This window comes from Capnocytophaga periodontitidis, assembly GCF_016126015.1.
In the GTDB taxonomy this organism is placed as follows: Bacteria; Bacteroidota; Bacteroidia; order Flavobacteriales; family Flavobacteriaceae; genus Capnocytophaga; species Capnocytophaga periodontitidis.
In genome coordinates this window covers 13,970-30,618 of sequence record NZ_JAEFDB010000008.1, presented here as the reverse complement: position 1 = coordinate 30,618, position 16,649 = coordinate 13,970, and the positions used below count along the sequence as shown (strand labels likewise).

16 protein-coding genes and 1 pseudogene are annotated in these 16,649 nt (G+C 35.6%); 4 read left to right on the top strand and 13 right to left on the bottom strand.

Annotated features, from left to right (window positions below):
* Window positions 1-165: 165 nt before the first annotated feature.
* Entirely contained in the window at window positions 166-2,481 is a 2,316-nt protein-coding gene (locus I7X29_RS10920; protein ID WP_198474662.1) for an outer membrane beta-barrel family protein, read from the top strand.
* 56 nt (window positions 2,482-2,537) lie between these two features.
* Here the strand turns inward: I7X29_RS10920 and I7X29_RS10915 are convergent, their stop codons facing one another.
* Complete coding sequence (locus I7X29_RS10915; RefSeq protein WP_198474660.1) at window positions 2,538-3,617, bottom strand: hypothetical protein; 1,080 nt, start codon at window positions 3,615-3,617, stop codon at window positions 2,538-2,540.
* A gap of 243 nt (window positions 3,618-3,860) precedes the next feature.
* Window positions 3,861-4,253, bottom strand: coding sequence for a transposase (locus tag I7X29_RS10910; RefSeq protein ID WP_225883730.1), 393 nt, complete (start codon window positions 4,251-4,253; stop codon window positions 3,861-3,863).
* Window positions 4,254-4,724: 471 nt separating this feature from the next.
* Between I7X29_RS10910 and I7X29_RS15450 the strand changes: the two genes are divergently transcribed.
* Window positions 4,725-6,278, top strand: coding sequence for a hypothetical protein (locus I7X29_RS15450; protein ID WP_225883729.1), 1,554 nt, complete (start codon window positions 4,725-4,727; stop codon window positions 6,276-6,278).
* Window positions 6,279-6,295: 17 nt separating this feature from the next.
* A pseudogene (locus I7X29_RS10900) lies at window positions 6,296-6,424 on the top strand (DUF4280 domain-containing protein); the annotation flags it as partial.
* 106 nt (window positions 6,425-6,530) lie between these two features.
* On the opposite strand, the gene I7X29_RS10895 reads toward I7X29_RS10900, so the two are convergent.
* From I7X29_RS10895 to I7X29_RS10870, 6 genes are all read right to left on the bottom strand, one after another.
* Window positions 6,531-7,166: a hypothetical protein gene (locus tag I7X29_RS10895; RefSeq protein ID WP_198474656.1), complete on the bottom strand. Its 636-nt coding sequence runs from the start codon at window positions 7,164-7,166 to the stop codon at window positions 6,531-6,533.
* A gap of 401 nt (window positions 7,167-7,567) precedes the next feature.
* Window positions 7,568-7,876 (bottom strand): Fic family protein, encoded by a 309-nt coding sequence (locus I7X29_RS10890; protein ID WP_225883728.1) that lies wholly within the window; start codon window positions 7,874-7,876, stop codon window positions 7,568-7,570.
* A 21-nt stretch (window positions 7,877-7,897) separates the two neighbouring features.
* Complete coding sequence (locus I7X29_RS10885; protein WP_198474654.1) at window positions 7,898-8,410, bottom strand: hypothetical protein; 513 nt, start codon at window positions 8,408-8,410, stop codon at window positions 7,898-7,900.
* Window positions 8,411-8,446: 36 nt separating this feature from the next.
* The gene (locus I7X29_RS10880; RefSeq protein WP_198474652.1) at window positions 8,447-8,968 is read right to left on the bottom strand and encodes a hypothetical protein; all 522 of its coding nucleotides are present in this window, start codon (window positions 8,966-8,968) and stop codon (window positions 8,447-8,449) included.
* A gap of 46 nt (window positions 8,969-9,014) precedes the next feature.
* Window positions 9,015-9,479, bottom strand: coding sequence for a hypothetical protein (locus tag I7X29_RS10875; protein ID WP_198474650.1), 465 nt, complete (start codon window positions 9,477-9,479; stop codon window positions 9,015-9,017).
* Entirely contained in the window at window positions 9,476-10,099 is a 624-nt protein-coding gene (locus tag I7X29_RS10870) for a hypothetical protein (protein WP_198474648.1), read from the bottom strand. Before I7X29_RS10870 ends, I7X29_RS10875 begins: the two co-directional genes overlap by 4 nt.
* Window positions 10,100-10,296: 197 nt before the next feature.
* Here I7X29_RS10870 and recA point away from each other — a divergent pair, with 197 nt between their 5' ends.
* Window positions 10,297-11,472, top strand: a complete 1,176-nt coding sequence (gene recA, locus I7X29_RS10865; protein ID WP_198466898.1) for a recombinase RecA — start codon at window positions 10,297-10,299, stop codon at window positions 11,470-11,472.
* Between the two features lie 39 nt (window positions 11,473-11,511).
* On the opposite strand, the gene I7X29_RS10860 is transcribed toward recA, so the two are convergent.
* The 5 genes from I7X29_RS10860 to porK form a co-directional block, all read right to left on the bottom strand.
* Window positions 11,512-11,838, bottom strand: coding sequence for a nucleotide pyrophosphohydrolase (locus I7X29_RS10860; protein ID WP_034555969.1), 327 nt, complete (start codon window positions 11,836-11,838; stop codon window positions 11,512-11,514).
* 100 nt (window positions 11,839-11,938) lie between these two features.
* A complete protein-coding gene (gene porN, locus I7X29_RS10855; protein ID WP_198474646.1) occupies window positions 11,939-12,841 on the bottom strand; it encodes a type IX secretion system ring subunit PorN/GldN in 903 nt (300 codons plus the stop codon).
* 10 nt (window positions 12,842-12,851) lie between these two features.
* The gene (porM, locus tag I7X29_RS10850; RefSeq protein ID WP_198474644.1) at window positions 12,852-14,417 is read right to left on the bottom strand and encodes a type IX secretion system motor protein PorM/GldM; all 1,566 of its coding nucleotides are present in this window, start codon (window positions 14,415-14,417) and stop codon (window positions 12,852-12,854) included.
* A gap of 36 nt (window positions 14,418-14,453) precedes the next feature.
* A complete protein-coding gene (gene porL, locus I7X29_RS10845; protein ID WP_009414252.1) occupies window positions 14,454-15,119 on the bottom strand; it encodes a type IX secretion system motor protein PorL/GldL in 666 nt (221 codons plus the stop codon).
* Window positions 15,120-15,181: 62 nt separating this feature from the next.
* Entirely contained in the window at window positions 15,182-16,558 is a 1,377-nt protein-coding gene (gene porK / locus I7X29_RS10840; RefSeq protein WP_009414251.1) for a T9SS ring complex lipoprotein PorK/GldK, read from the bottom strand.
* Between the last annotated feature and the right edge of the window lie 91 nt (window positions 16,559-16,649).

The following is a 16,649-nucleotide window of genomic DNA, read 5'->3' as shown; positions in this document are numbered from 1 at the left end:
ATAATGACAAATGACGAGTGACGAATGATGAATGACAAATTACGAAGGACGAAGAATAAATGATTAAAAGGTTTTTATTTTAAAAAGTTTTAATTTCTCTTGTGTTTATAAAAAACTATATTTATATTTGCGGCGTAATTAACAATCATTTATCAAACTCAAAGTATGAAACGATTACTATTTTTAGTAATGGCACTTCTTCCTCTTGCTATTACTCACGCACAAAACACCTATAAAGGTACTTTACTAAACGAAAAAGGAGAACCTATTTTTGGTGCTAACGTTATCCAACTTACCCTCCCCGATTCTACAATGGTAAAAGGAGCTATTAGCGATGACAAAGGTCATTTTGAACTGCCCGACAACGCCCAAGGTAAGCCTTCAGTACTCAAAATTACCCATTTGGAGTACAAAGAAAAAGTTTTTATCCCTTCGTCTAACGATTTAGGCAGCATTTCCTTACAAAAATCAGTAAATGAACTCGGTGAAGTAGTGGTTTCGGCGCATCGCCCTGTGATGAAACAACAAGGTACCGTAATTACTGCCGATGTAGCGGCTTCTTCATTGAAAAACATCCCTAAAGTAGACCTTTTGCTCTATTTCTTACCTGGGGTATCAATGTCGTATACCTCTTATGGCGTAGAAGTATTTGGCAAAGGAAAACCTTTGTTCTATATCAACAACAAGCGGGTGCGCGATATGAACGATGTGTACCGCCTTTCTCCCAAGGAAATAGACCGCATTAGCTTGGAAACGCAACCAGGTGCTGAATACGACAACAGTGTGGGGGCGGTGATTCACATTTTTCTCAAAAAGAAACAAGGCGACGGTCTCAGCGGTGGTGTGAGCGTGGAAAGTCGGTTTAAAAAAGGACAAGAAGGCTTTGTGGATGCTCACCTAAACTACCGTTCAGGCAATACCGATGTTTTCTTCTCAACACACACAGATGTCTATCACAACTTCAAACGCGAAAACAATCAAGAGTTGAATGTGCATACCCAAGCCAACAATTGGCAAGTGCACACCGATGAAATAGTGAAAGATAACACTCGTCGTTTCTATGCTAAAACAGGTTTCTCTCACGAAATCAACGATAAACATTCATTGGGGGCAAGTGTGTGGATGACTACAAGTCCGCTATCGGGGCGTAATGTTACCGAGCAAAACACAGCTACTTACCGCAATGGAACCCTTACCCAACAAGGATTGAACACTTTCGACCGCCTCAACAAGGATACACGCCTCAATGCCAATGTGTATTACGATGGCAAACTTTCCGATAAACTCAAGTTGCAAACCGATGTATTCTATGCGGGTGCTTCCTCTAATTATCGTTCTGATATTGTAGAGCGCAACCTCACCACACCTTCTCAGCGCAATATCAACACCCATTCGGATGCGCAATCACACTTGTGGACGATGAAAACCAATCTCACGCAACGAGTAGGTAAAGGCTTGTTAGGTTATGGTGTGGAAGCCAGCACCCTATCGCGCTACGACAATTATAAAGACAATATCAGTACTCCTACCGATATTGACAACAAGGAAACACAATCGGCTGCTTTTGCGAGTTATTCGTTCCCTTGGCATAAAACCAAATGGAAGATAGGGGCGCGCTATGAATATACCGATTTTGGTTATTTTGAAAACGATGTGAAGAACGATACTAAAAGCCGTAGTTACAAGCACTTGCTCCCTAATATTTCGGTAGCATTCCCTTGGCATAAAACCGAATGGTCGTTTAGCTATGCCAAAAAAATCACTCGCCCTGCCTTTTATGAACTTTCCGACCGTTTTACGTATGAAACTCCTTTTCTCTACAATCGCGGTAATACCGATTTGCAACCACGCCTAAGTGATGATTTTTCACTCTTGCTTACTTATCAAATCGTTTCTCTATCAGTAGATTATTCATTGGTACACAATGGCTTTTTTGAAGATTACCAATTGTCGCGTACCCTGCCTAATGTAGTAGAGCGCTACATTCACAATTTTGGTGATTACCAAAGATTGAAGTTAGGACTTTCGGCTTATTACCAAATAGGGCGTTGGGTACCAAAACTCGATTTGATGTACGGCAAACAGTTTGCTAATGGCGTTTTTGAGAACAACCAACCCGTCTTTGGAGCTGAGTTGATGAACCAATTTAGCCTAAGCGACAATGCCAATCTCTTTTTAATGATGGTATATCGCAGTAAAGGAAGTAAGGATACTGCTTATGGTTATAAACCTCAAGGAATGGTAATTTTGATGTTTTCACATTCTTTCCTCAACAAATCATTGGAAGTGTATGGAGGTGTAATGGATATTTTTAACCAAATGGGAACTTATGACAGATTTCAAAATCCTTATGTTACTAATAATAAGCATTTTGATAGCAATACACGTTCATTTCGCATTGGGTTAGAGTACAATTTCAATGCTACTCAAAGCAAATACAAGGGTCAACAAGCCGATGGTGACCAGAAAAACAGAATGTAATTATTTACTACAGGTGCGAGCCGCACGGGCAAAAGCCCGTGCGGCTCGCACTATTTTTATTTCTGAAATTCCCCTACCATTATGCGCCCACCACTTTCTGGTGAATTTCCTCGAAAGAATATGCCTTCGGTCACCAAAAATTCATCTTTATAAAAGCCAAAAGTACTTTGTAAGATAGAAAAGCCTTTTACATTATGTATTTTCCAAGTTTTGCCATAATCATAAGAAAAACGAATTTCGGGAGAGGTACCTAAGGCTGAATAGTCGCAAATAAAATTGTTGTATCTGTAATGTTTTCGCCTATTATCCTTATTGATAACATACAACAACTCTTCATCTAAATTATAAATCCTTTTCTCATACTTTTCCTCATCATCTTCATTCTTTACTTGCTGTAATGTTAGTGGAGTATCATCTTCTTCAAATACCATAGAAGAGAAATAGTCGTATTTATTTTTGAGTTTCTTATATAACTTTTCTTGTTGAGAGATGACATTGTAAATATACAAATCATTGTTTTTCATATAAATCAAATCTCCATTCTGATTGATAGGATAAGTAGGTATATTTTTAATTGCTTTGGGTATTTCATACATTTTGCTTCGGTTTGATATATCCATTACATATTTATTTTCTTTGTTGTCATACATAATATATCTGCCGTCAAAAATACCATACCATATATTTGATTTTCTATTATACCCATCTATTTTTTCCACTTTAAGTGTTTTATTGTTAAATAGATAAATAAAACGATGCTCTCCCGAAGTCTTTATAATGCAGTAGTCCTCAGTTTTGTAAAAACTATCAAAGTAGCTTCCTTCTAAGGGGATTTCCTTATAGGTTTTACCTTTGTCGGTAGAGATAAAAAGTACCGCTTGTTTTTCTAAAATTTCAGGATCAAAAGCTCGCAAATCTTTTTCTGCTCCCAATAAAATAGTGTGGCTGTTGATTACTGCAATGCCATTTATCTCAATAGCTGCCCCTGCATTAAAATAACCTTCATATACTTTTTGTTTGTACAAATCCATAAAGTTGTATTGAGCAGTCCATTTCATATTGTCGTCTTTGGGTGTGAACATAGAACAAGAGGTTAGGAATATGGCTATGAGTAAAAATAATAATGTTCTTTTCATAAGAATAGGTTTTTCTGCAAATATAGAACTAAAAAGCAAAAAATCAATACTTTTTATTCTTCTTCTCTTCTATAATTTAAACAATCACAAGGAAATTTTTTTATATAGTAATCACTCTGAAAATTACAATCTTTCAAATTTATTGTATATTCTCCTTTTTGAAAATGTAGGTTTTGAATGAGGATTTGTTTCCTTTTTTCTAAACTTAGGGTAATACTCATAGTATCTTTTTTATAAACGTGTTTAAACTTTTTTGAGGAACTTGGAGATAAACCCTAATAGGAGCATTCCAATCCAAGTTACATCAAGATATTCGTATTTCATTATCAAACCTTTATATCCGTCAAGCCAACCATTTGCTTGTTCAATTTTAAACCTATTTTTGTACAATTCTTCATCAAAATAAACATCTGGTTGCTCTCCATTTCGAGGATTAGGTTTAATGTTTGCTATAATTTCTTTGCTTTCTAAAAAATCTCTCACAGATTTGCTGTCAAATCCTGCATCAGCATTGAGAAACAAACCTTTGTATTCTATTCCTGCTTCTTCTAATAAAGCTAAGATTTCTTTTAGTACTTCTTCTATTTCATATAAGTCATTGTGATTTCCAGCTTTAGGACTCCCCATTGCTATCATTTGCCCTTTATTATCACAAAAAAAATGCTATTTGTGGTTATGGCTTTTTTTCTTGCTTGATAACCTGCAGACTCTCCTTTTTGCCGACAACGTGTATGACTACCATCCAATTGTAGCCAAATCAAAATTACTTTTAAATCCTCCTTTTCCTACACTTAAAAAGGGAATAATCCAATTATTTATTGTATCTTTGCACAAAGTTCCTGAATTTTGGTGTTCTTTTTTTTTCAAACACAAAATTACTAATTTTCGGGAACTTTTACTTTATTATAGAAATAAGTTTAAACAGCTTCAATATAATGGACTATTCTCATTTAGTAAAAGATCCTGTATCAGGCAACGCACGAAGTCCTATAAATCGTTTTCAACTATGGAAATGGCAGTGGGAAACTATACGAAAACATTATTTATTAAAATAAATCTCTTATGAGGAAAATATTATTATACATTGTAGTATTAACAATAAATCATATGATGGCACAAGAAAACAAAAATTCTTTAAAAGATACAATTATGTTCGAAAAATTTGATTTTAACCTATGGAATACAAGGTACAAAGATTTCGAGAAAGATCCTAAATATGGAGATTATTACAAATTAAAAGATGGATCTTCTTTCCGCCCTTTTTATGGAGGAAAAGGCTATATCTTTTATGATGTAATTCCTCCCCTACCAGCCTATTACCATTATTTTTATGATTACTATGAAAATGGTAATCTTAAAGCCTATGGTAAATATGCAGGTATGCAGGTAGTAAAAATAGGTGTTTGGCATTACTTTGATGAGAATGGCAAAGAAACTCAAGTGAATGAAGAAGCAAAATTAGGTAAATGGACATTTAATGCTATTTTAGAGGTATTGCATAAAGATGGCGTTATTGATCTCTACACAGGTAAAAATAGGGATTGGGATAAATTATATATTGAATTTAAAAATAATAACAGAGAGGTAGCTGTTATCGTTTTTAAAGAAAGAATAGATATATTGATAGATACTTATTACGAATATATATTTAACTGCAAAACAGGAAAGTACACTCGTAAAGAGTACGAACGTTATAATGAAAATGCTAAGGAAATGCCTACACTTCCTCCTTTGAAAAATAGTAAAAAGAATAAACGTAAAAGAAAAAATAGCATATCAATAAGTGAGGAAGAGTACCAAGACCTTCAGATTTTACAATGCAAAACAATTAATAATAACAATAAAGCTGAATGTTTAAAAGATAGAGTTATGTTTGAATATTTTGATTTTGAATTACACAATAGAAACTATGAGGGATATGATAAGGAAATCGGAAATCCTCATTTCTATAAAGCAAAAGATGGTAATTTATTTAAAGGGGTAAACTTTGGAGGAGAAAACATATACTACATAGTAATCCCAAAAAAACCAGCTTATTATAGGTATATGTATTATTACTACCCTAATGGGAAACTACGAAAGTATGGAAAATATGCTGGGATGGGAGGAAATACTATGATTGGAACATGGTGTTATTATGATGAAAATGGAAAATTGGAACAAATAGATGAAGAGAGAAAATTTGGTAAATGGAGTTTTGAAAAAATATTAGGTATATTAAACAACGACTCTTCTATTAATTTAGAGACAGGAAAAAATAGAGAGGCTGACAAGCTATATTTTGAATTTGATAAAATAAAACATATATGGATAGTAACTGTTGTTAAGAAAGTTTTACATGATATTATTGATGTTTATTATGAATATATTTTTGATTGTACAAGTGGAAAATATGTTCGGAAAGAGTATGAAAGATATAATAATGCTGCTGGAGGATTTGAATTGCCTCCATTAAAAAACAGCAAAGAACAGCAAGAAAATTCAACTTCCCTCTTCATAGAAGAAACTACCCCTCCTAAAGAGTTAGGCGTGCCTTATAAACAAGGCGGCTATTACCCTGCTGGCACTTACCGCCTTTATAACGATAGGGCTTTCACTAAAAAAGAGTGGGAACTATATGTAAAAACACGCCCTTGGTGGGAAAGGTTATTTCTAAGTTAATTTAAAACTTAATCATTATGCCACAAATCATCACTAATACCGCAGAACTCATTTGCAATCAAGGTACTGCAAAAAGTAAACTCAATGTTACAAGTCAAGATTTTGTAACTATTGAGGGTAAAGCTATGGCTACTGAGGAAGATAAACCCCCTGCTGGCGCGAGCTTGTAGCTCGTGCCTACTATAATAAGAGCGTGTCGCTCATTCCTTATCAATTACTGTAAGTTCCAGTAGTAAGTGCAATTTTTAAATATCAATTTTTGAGATAAAACTTATCTTTTTTCAAAAAGACTTCATCAAAGAAAGAAATGTCTTTTATTTCAATACGATATATAATATTGTACGTTGCTTCGGGAGGATTATAAGATTGAATGGAAAACACCATTTTTTTATGTGTTTGCGGATTCTGATAAATATAGTTACTCTTTTTGGTGTCTTTAGCTTGAAAAACAGAATCATAGAAAATATTTCCTAATTTTTCTGTTAATTCAGGAAAGGAAATAAGGTATTTAGTCTTATCATAACAGACTTTCCCTTTTATTACACTATACCTACTATGGATAGATAAATCTAATGTATATACTTTTTTATCTCCTTTTTTATAAAAAGTTAGTGATGCTTCACCATCATATTCATCCCCTTTTAAATTAGCATAAACTATTTTTTCTTTGGCGAATCCTGCTAAGTTATTCTTCTTTTCTATAGGAAGAAAATTTATCTTTTCAGAAGGTATACTTTGAAAAATATAAAGTATTTTTTCTCCTTCAGGCTCTTCTTTGGTTGCTTCTGAGCAAAAATTAAGCAATACATCTATTAAATGTATAGAGTCTTGTGCCTTTAAAGAGAATGAGATATATAGAAATAGAATAATCAATATTCTTTTTTTCATTGTTTTATGCAATTTTTGTTACTGAAGCTTGTAAGTTCCTCAAAAAAGTTTAAACACGTTTTATATTATAAATTAATGTGAGTTCAACGTAAGTAATGTAAAATATTTTTAATCTCCCACAAAGCGAGCTGTGAGCCCTCGCGGACTTCCTCCAAAGGGGGAAATGCGATGCAAAAGCGATAAAATTCTGTTAATCAGGGATTATTGTTTTTCAACTCTTGATTCATATTCATAATAAAGATTTTAGAAAATCAAACCAATGCAAATTATCTGTAAAAAGGGCTATTAGAATAATTATCCATAAATAAAAAAGTAAGAATTATCGCTATTTGAAAGCATAAATTTACTCCAATAGGGATCAAATCAACCCTCCTACTTTTAGAATGACTACAAATCATATTTTATTGTTTATCTTTTAATTGTTTACCCAAGATGGTTAGTCGGTATTTTTGTAACTTACTACTAGGTCTCTCGGGAATAGTCATTTCTATAAATCCTTGTTCCAATGCAGGTTTTAAATATTTTAATCGAAAGTTTTCCCTATGAGAAAGTCCTAACATATCTTGTATTTCTTGTCTATCCATCTCTTTGGATAGTATTTCAATCAATTCTTTGACTTGCGCGGTATCCTGCGCGGTAGCAGGAAATATCATTCGTAAAAAATTCTCTGTAAACTTGAAACATTCTTTTCCATAACTTCTATCGCCCATTCCTCTATCAAGTGCAATTTTTCAGATTCCTTTTTGATAGAATAAATCTTCAGGTGATGAAGTTTGTACATCGTAACGTATTAACAAAAATCCTTTTGTTTTTATAGCCTTCCCTTTTTCTTTACGCGCAGGTGAAATGATTTTAATTTTTTTAAAAATAGAGGCTATTTCTTCTTTTATAACATCTTCATCAAATCCTTGTATATAACTAATAGCTATTTTCCTTTTTTTGATTACAAAATCTACAAAAAAACAACCTTGTACGTGTCCTTTTAAATGAACTACACAATATAAAAGGTCTTTAAAATAGTGTTTGTACTCATCACTATCTTTACAGAAAACAGCAGGTGTTGGGCTTCCTTTAGAAAGTAAAGAGCCATTGAGATAGTTCGTTACAATTAAGGTGTTTGTTTGTTGTCCGTTAACAACTTCTCCTTTCACGAGTAAATCGGGCAATACCATTATAGCCTCTTCCTTATCTTGTGCTTGCATAAGGAGCGGAAACAAACAGAGTATAAATAGGAGTTTTTTCATAATAATATTTGTTCTACAATGTTTATAATATTAAATTTAAGGCAAGATTACTATCTCTTCAAAATCTTCAGGTAAGTAAGTTTGCACATCAAAACGTATTAATAAAAAACCTTTTGTTTCTATGGGCTCTCCTTTTTCATTACGTGCAGGAGAAATATTTTCCAACAGCGTATCAAAAATAAATTCTATACTTTCTTTTATTGTATATTTATCAAATCCCTCTATATAACTAATCGTTATTTTCCCTTTTTTAGAAATGACAAATTCTACAAAAAAACAACCTTGTACGTGTCCCTTTAAGTGTGTAATATCATATAAAATCCATTCAAAACTTTTTTTATACTCATTGAGGTCTTTACAAAAAACAGCAGGTGTTTTACTTCCTTTAGAAAGTAAAGAGCCATTAAGATAGTTGCTTATAATTAAGGTGTTTGTTTGTTGTTCGTTGATAACTTCTCCTTTCACGAGCAAATCAGGCAAGACCATTATAGCCTCTTCCTTTTCTTGCGCTTGCATAAGGAGCGGAAACAAACAGAGTAAGAATAGGAGTTTTTTCATACGTTTTAGATATAAAAGTGATTTACAATTTACTGAAAATCAAGCGTTATTCAATTATTCTAAAAGAGGGTGTGTGTTCATTAGATTTTTCTTCCAAATTTAGAACAATCCTCAAATAAATTTCAGTTCTTTTATCATATAGGTTATGCAATTTCATTCTTGAGATAATTCTAATAATCTCATAATGAATTCTTTTGTCAGAAGAATCTTTAATAAATGAAATACGGGAGGTTGTATTGTCTTTTTGTAAAACAAAACGACATAAGACTTCTTCTTTTAATTCATCATAAAAATATTTTATATTGATATTATCCTTGAATTCCCTAAAAAACTGCTCAAAAAGAGTCTTTTCATTTTTATTAAGATTGTTATTAGAATAAAATATGGTATCTCTTTTCACTAAAATATCAGGTAAAACTACTAAAGGCGTTTTTTGCGTAAAATTCTCTACAACAGTTTGTGCTTGCAAAAAACCGACAAACATAAAGAATGACAAAAATATGATTTTCATTTCTTTTTAGTGTTTTTTAGTTTATAATTCCTCTTTTTCTTTTTTAGAGGGTAATACTCATTGATATAATGATCTTCATCGTTACCCTCTGTTATACATACATTGCCACCTCCTATTTCTTTATCAAATAGAATCTCTCCTGTGTTGGCATCTATACTTATGGTTCTACTAAACCAAGCATAGAAACTAGGAATCGTTATAATGTAAACGGGGATTCTATTTTCGTCATAATCATATCTGCTTACAAATATTCGATACTGTGGTGGGTTTATATCTATAGATAATTTTTCTTTAGCTATTTCAATAAGTTTTTCGATAGATATTTTATACATCTTCTCATAGTTTTCTTCTTTAATTAAGTTGCCTTGTTCGTCATATTTTTTTAAAACTAACATAGTACTTTTAAATTCTTTTATGTAAGTAATGCAAACTTTAGTTTTGGGAGAGTAAGCATATCTTTCAGTAAAGGCATTATTTATGGAAGAAATGTTTATATTTAAAATGTCTTTATATTTTAATATGTACACTTTTTTATCTCCTTTTTTTAGACGTCTTTCTTCTTTAGAGAAATCTCCTGCTTTTTCCCAGTCGTTGAACTGTTCTTCATTAAAATACTTCATATTGGAATCTTGTGCCTCGCATATCAGACTCAACAATAGGAATATGTATAATACGCGTTTTTTCATTTCGTTAAATAGAATGTTACACATTTTCGGACAAATGTATAAAAAAACACTGAAACTTCCTAATTTTGTTAATTCATAAAATATTTGTACATTTGCACTTATAAACATCTAAACAATAAAAAATCCAATCAATGGCAAAAAACGATAAAGAACTTTCGCTTCAAGATCAGAAAAAAGAAGCCCTTAAGCTCACACTTGCTAAGTTAGACAAGACTTATGGCAAGGGTATTGTGCGCGCTTTGGGCGACAACCCTATAGAAGATGTAGAGGTCTACTCATCAGGCTCTATCGCCTTAGATGCTGCTTTGGGAGTAGGCGGATACCCTAAAGGTCGCGTGATAGAAATCTACGGACCTGAATCATCAGGTAAAACAACGCTCACCCTTCACGCTATCGCCGAAGTACAAAAAGCTGGCGGTACAGCGGCATTCATCGATGCGGAACACGCTTTTGATCCTGTATACGCCAAAAACGTAGGGGTAAATACCGAAGATTTGCTCGTTTCTCAACCCGATAGCGGTGAACAAGCCCTTGAAGTAGCCGATGCCCTTATCCGCTCTAACGCTGTAGACCTTGTAATCATCGACTCGGTAGCGGCACTTACCCCTAAAGCCGAAATTGATGGCGATATGGGCGACTCTAAAATGGGGGTTCACGCACGACTAATGTCGCAAGCACTCCGGAAAATTACGGGTAGCATTAGCAAAGCTAAATGTATAGTAATTTTTATCAACCAATTGCGCGATAAATTAGGTGGAGGAATGTACGGTGGTCCTACCGAAACTACTACAGGGGGTAACGCTTTGAAATTCTACTCATCAGTACGTCTTGAAATACGCAAAGATGGCGGTGCACAAGGTAGTGCTGCTATCAAAGACGGCGATGGCAATATTATAGGTAATAAAACCAAAGTGAAGGTAGTGAAAAACAAAGTTGCACCTCCGTTTAGAATGGCTTATTTTGACATTATGTTCGGGGAAGGTATTTCAAAAGAAAGTGAGCTATTAGAAATAGGTGTTGCTTCCGATATTATAGGCAAAAGCGGTGCTTGGTTTAGCTATGGTGATAGCAAACTCGCTCAAGGTCGTGATGCAACCCTCAGCTTGTTGCGTGACAACCCTGAATTAGTAGAGGAAATAGAAAAGAAAGTAAGAGAGTGGTTGAAAGCTGGTGGAGACCCATTTGCTAAACCTAAAAAGGGCAAAAAAGGCGCTGCTGCCAAAGGCAAAAAGGATTTAGCTGAAGATATTGAAGAAGAGGAAGAAGTATTTGACGACGATGAACTTTTAGAAGAAGACGACGAATAGCTATAAAAAAACTCAGGGCTCAACACCCTGAGTTTTTGTTTATTTAAGTTTTTCGTTGTTGTGATGGCGATCGTGATCACGCTCGGTTTTGCGGAGCATTTTTTTATCAAAAGCGTCTTGCAAATCGATGCCGGTTTGGTTAGCCAAACAAAGTACTACAAACACTACATCGGCGAGTTCTTCACCTAAATCTTTTTGTTTATCGCTTTCTTTTTCGGACTGTTCTCCATAACGACGAGCAATGATACGGGCTACTTCACCTACTTCTTCAGTGAGTTGAGCCATATTGGTAAGCTCGTTGAAATATCTCACTCCGTGTTCTTTAATCCAATTATCTACTTCTAATTGTGCATTTTTGATGTTCATCTTTTTGTTGTTTTGGAATGCAAATTAGAAAAGCACTGCTCTTGGGAGAGCAATGCTTTTCTAAAATTGTTGTAAAAATACTCTAACTGTGAATTTAAAATTAGTTCGTCCACATATCCTGCTCTCTGTCGCGAATCTTTTCTTTGATTTTATCAGCTTCTAAGAGTTGTAAGAGAGCATTATCGGGTATATAATCCTTGATTTTTCTATCGCCGTAAACGTTAGCTTCTTGGTAGATTACCGAGCTAAACATACGAGCGTTGAGCAAGTGGTCGAAAGACATTGGGCGAGCGTCGTTCTTACGGTTGAAAGTTTTAGCTTCGTGCAAAATGTCGCGCACTTGAGGATAGAATACCCAGAATAAAGGTACTAAAGCCGACATTGTAGAGTCATCGGAATCGATAAAGTTTACATCGGGAGCTACAGGAGCTAAGGCGAGCAAACGATATTTGAGTTCTCCTTGACGTTTGTCGAAATACCAGATACCTCTGATATGATACTGAGCGATATCGGCGGATTCTAAGTTTCTACGAGTGATGTACTCATCGGGGAGGGCTTCACCTGCGTTGAGCAAGTTGTAACCTTCGTCTAAGGTATCGATTTTAGAAAGAGAAGCCTGAATAGACTCAGCGGTTTTTGTTTGAGTAAAATAAGAATCTACGTACAAATCCTTGATTTTACCATTTTTGATATTTTTCAATAGTACATCGTATAGGGAACGACGGTAAGCATCTACTTCCAAGGTGTCGGTAGGGAAAAGGAGAGGAAAGTTAGCGCGCTCGTTGAGGTCGATTACTTCCCAAACTTCTACAGACCAAAGGATGTCGCGGTCGTCAACATACCCATAAGGGAGAGGCTTATCGTTATCCGCTTGTATTTGAGCTTCAGTTTTTACTCCTATTTCACTAGCTACTTTGGCATTAAGTATATTTACCTGAGCAGAGGAGATCTGAAAAGCAAATACTATGATCAATAGTACTATAATCTTCTTCAATTGTAACATAAAAATTCTGTTAGTTTGTTATTTCAATAATGATAGGTGATACTGGAGGTAATTTCAAGCTTGAGTTACCAACGATACTAGCTTTGATGTCAAACACTTGTATCTTATCACCGCGTTTAGCTCTTGATACGGCTGCGCGAGCTTGTTCATTAAATTTACCACCTTTTACGATGATACTTGGTTGACCAGGAATAAACACTTTGAACTCATTTACTTGGAGTTTCAAGTCGAAATCGAAGTCTTCAAGTACGGCCATTACAGGTAATACACCAACGTTTTGTTTAGGCAATTTAGCGTCTCCTATCATACCGCCCATACTACCAGAGGCACGTGGGATATTTTTGATACGGAACAATTTAGAAGAGCTAAAGCGTTGACCGTCGATTTCACCACTTACAGAAATGGTTACTTCTTTACCTTGACCAGGACGCATTACCCAAGCACTACCAGATCTTGAAAGACCAGGAGCTGAAGCAGAAATTTTGTTGTTAGGCACACCAGGCATAGAGATAGTGATAGGGTTATCAACACCGCGGTATACTACGTTCATCTTATCGGCAGAGATAACTGCTGAGTTAGGTCTAGGGATGGTAGAGAATGATTGTGCTACAGGCACTGCGATACGTTTGCCATCTTCATCGAAGTAGAGGTTACCAGTAATTTTGTGTTCACCGGCATTACCTGCACCTACATTCAATTTCACACGACCATCTTCGATAGTATAATCACTTGGTCCTAATTTTCTACCGTCTAATGAAAGTTCTACGGAGTTAGGGCGGGTAGTAGGATCTTTTCTACCTAAAACGATAGCACCGTCGAATTTTTCACCTTGATAGAAAGCACCTTTACCTTGCTCGAGCAAAGTAGTATAGTTAGTCATTGATACTTGAGTTTTCAATTGACCTTCCAACGCTTTAGAAACGAACTCTTGTTGTACTGATAAGATATCAGATTGCATCATAGAGAATTTTGCTAAAGTAGCGATGTAAGGGAAACCTTCGAAGTTGAAGTTCAACCATTTGACGGTGTTACCATCTCTATCTTTTACTGCATCGGTATTAAAGTTATCTTTAACTTTTTTTGCGATATCAGCATAAGCTGGGTTATCACCTAACACTTTTAATAGGGCTTCGCGATAGTTTTTGATGTTTTCTACGAATTTTTTACCTTCGGTAGCGCCTTCGGCAAAGAATAAGTGATCAGTATAATCAGATTTATCCATTGCTTGGTAATCTTTTTCGTTTACCTTTTTATCACTTTGCCCGATTTCTTTTTCAAGACCATCTTTAAGACCTTGTACATAGTTGAACAATTCGTCGGAAATGGATTTGATTTGCTTAGATTGCTCGTTGATTTGGGCAAACTGAGCGGGACTTTCGCTTGCTTTGAGCGCTAGTTGTTCCATCGCTGAGCTAATTCCCTGAGTATCGCGTTTATTTGATACTTCAAATTTTTGATTTACTAACCCGAAAGCATCTAGTACTTGTTTTCCCATATTGAGTGCGATCATTGCGAGGAAGACAAGATACATCAGGTTAATCATCTTCTGTCTATTGCTTAATTTTCCACCTGCCATAAGCTATTTTTTTAATAAGTTAATAAATAATTACTCTTATCGTGCACCGCTCATTGCAGATAACATTCCTCCATAGATTGTGTTCAAAGATCTTAGGTTATCTTTGAAAGAAAGCATCTGTTGATTCAAAGAATCAAGATTTTCGGCAATTCCTGCTTGTGCAGACACTTGTCTTTCGGTTCTTTCTAATTGTAATTTGTAAAGGCTGTTGAGAGATTCTAAGTTAGAAGCAGCTTCAGAAAGTTCTTCTCCGTATTTGTGAGTAGCCACCATAGTATTGGTTACAGGAGCGATTTCTTTACTTGCTTCGGCGAAATTTTCGATAGATCTACCCAAGGAACGCATTAAGTTTGCATCGATCTTAGCTTCGGCTAAGATATTGTCTAACTTTTCAGACAAAGACTCTCTGATGAGTTTGTCGTCTTGGCTTTGTTGTGCCATAACTCCTTGACGAGACAAGGGAGCGCCACCTTTAAGTTCTGGGTAAACTAAAGACCAATCTAAATCTTCTTCTTGAGGCTCAAAAGCTGACATAAAGAAGATTACAGCTTCAGTTCCCATACCTACTGCTAAAAGGAAACTACCGCTCATACCTAAGATATCTGCGTGCAAAATTTTAGCTAAGGCACCAACGATTACGATTGAGGCACCAATACCATAAGCGTATTGAAAAATTGTTTTTGTTACTTTACTTCCTGCCATAATACTTTAATTATTAAATAAATGTTGTTAAATTAGTTTGATTTGTTTTACTTTTTTGATTATTATCTATAACCTCTTGCGGATTTAGCTTGTTGTTTTTCGCTAACACCCATAAAGTCTTGAACGGTACGGAAACCGATGTAGCTACGAGCTGAATCTTGATATTCGTAATCACGAGTATTTACTTGTAGCATAAAAGCGACGTCTTTCCAAGAGCCGCCTCGTATTACTTTACGACGGTTGCTATCGTCGAGAACGTTAGGGTTCATAGAAGACATATACTCATAAGAGTTAGGGTCGTAAGAGGTGTTAGTCCATTCGGATACGTTACCAGCCATATTATATAGGTTATATCCGTTAGGTTCGTAAGATTTAGCTTCTACGGTGTAGAGAGCGTTATCGGAGGCGTAGTCGCCGCGCATAGGTTTAAAGTTCGCGAGGAAGCAAGCTTTATCGTCGTAAGTATAGGGGCCTCCCCAAGGGTAAGTTGCTCCAGATAATCCACCGCGAGCGGCGTATTCCCACTCGGATTCAATAGGAAGGCGGAAAGAGTTAACGGTGTAATCACCTTTGGATTTTTGATAAGAGTTTTTGTTCAAGGTACGCCATTCGCAGAAAGCCTTAGCTTGGATCCAGCTTACGCCTACAACGGGATAGTCGCTATAAGCTTCGTGCCAGAAGTAGTCGTTGTGCATAGGCTCATTATAAGAATAGTTGAAGTCGCGAATCCATACGGTTGTATCGGGGTATACTTTCACGATTTCTTCTTTGATGAAGTCTTTACGGTTACCTCTCTTACGAGCGGCTTTATCCATATCGAGCCATTGGTATTTGAACTCGAATTTTTGGACGTCCATAATGCGTTTGCCGTTGTAAGCTTCTTCTTCGGGCAAATACATTTTGTCCATTACTTCGGAGTAGTACTCGTCTGGGAATTTGTTTACGTCCCAAATGAGGGCTACTTTTTTGTTTAGTTTTCGCGCTTTATCATCACCGTAAGTGTTTTGGAGGTACTGTTGCCAAGCGTTCATTTTTTCGGTATTGGCGTCGAGATAGGCGTATTCACCTATTCCGCCACTTCCTGGTCCTTGGCCTGTTTGTTCAGCCATATCGGCTAATTGTGTACGGATGATAGAATCGCGTACCCAATTGACAAACTGGCGGTACTCGCTATTTGTGATTTCGGTTTCATCCATATAGAAAGAACCAACGCTCACAGTTTTGATTGTTGCGTTTAAACTCGCAGTTTTATCATCATCGGAACTACCCATAATGAAAGAACCACTCGGGATGAGCGCCATACCGTAAGGGGTAGGTTGCTTCCAGCTCTTACCTCTTACTCCTACGAGCTCTCCCTTGCCATCGCCACTTCCGCGTTTACAAGCAGACATTGTTAAAAGCACAAGTAGCACTACGATTATTCTTCTTGCCATAAACATTGTTTAAATTCACATTTAATTAGGGCGCAAACGTACGCATAATTTTTTACACACGCAAAAAAAATTCACTATTTATTTCTATAAACTATAA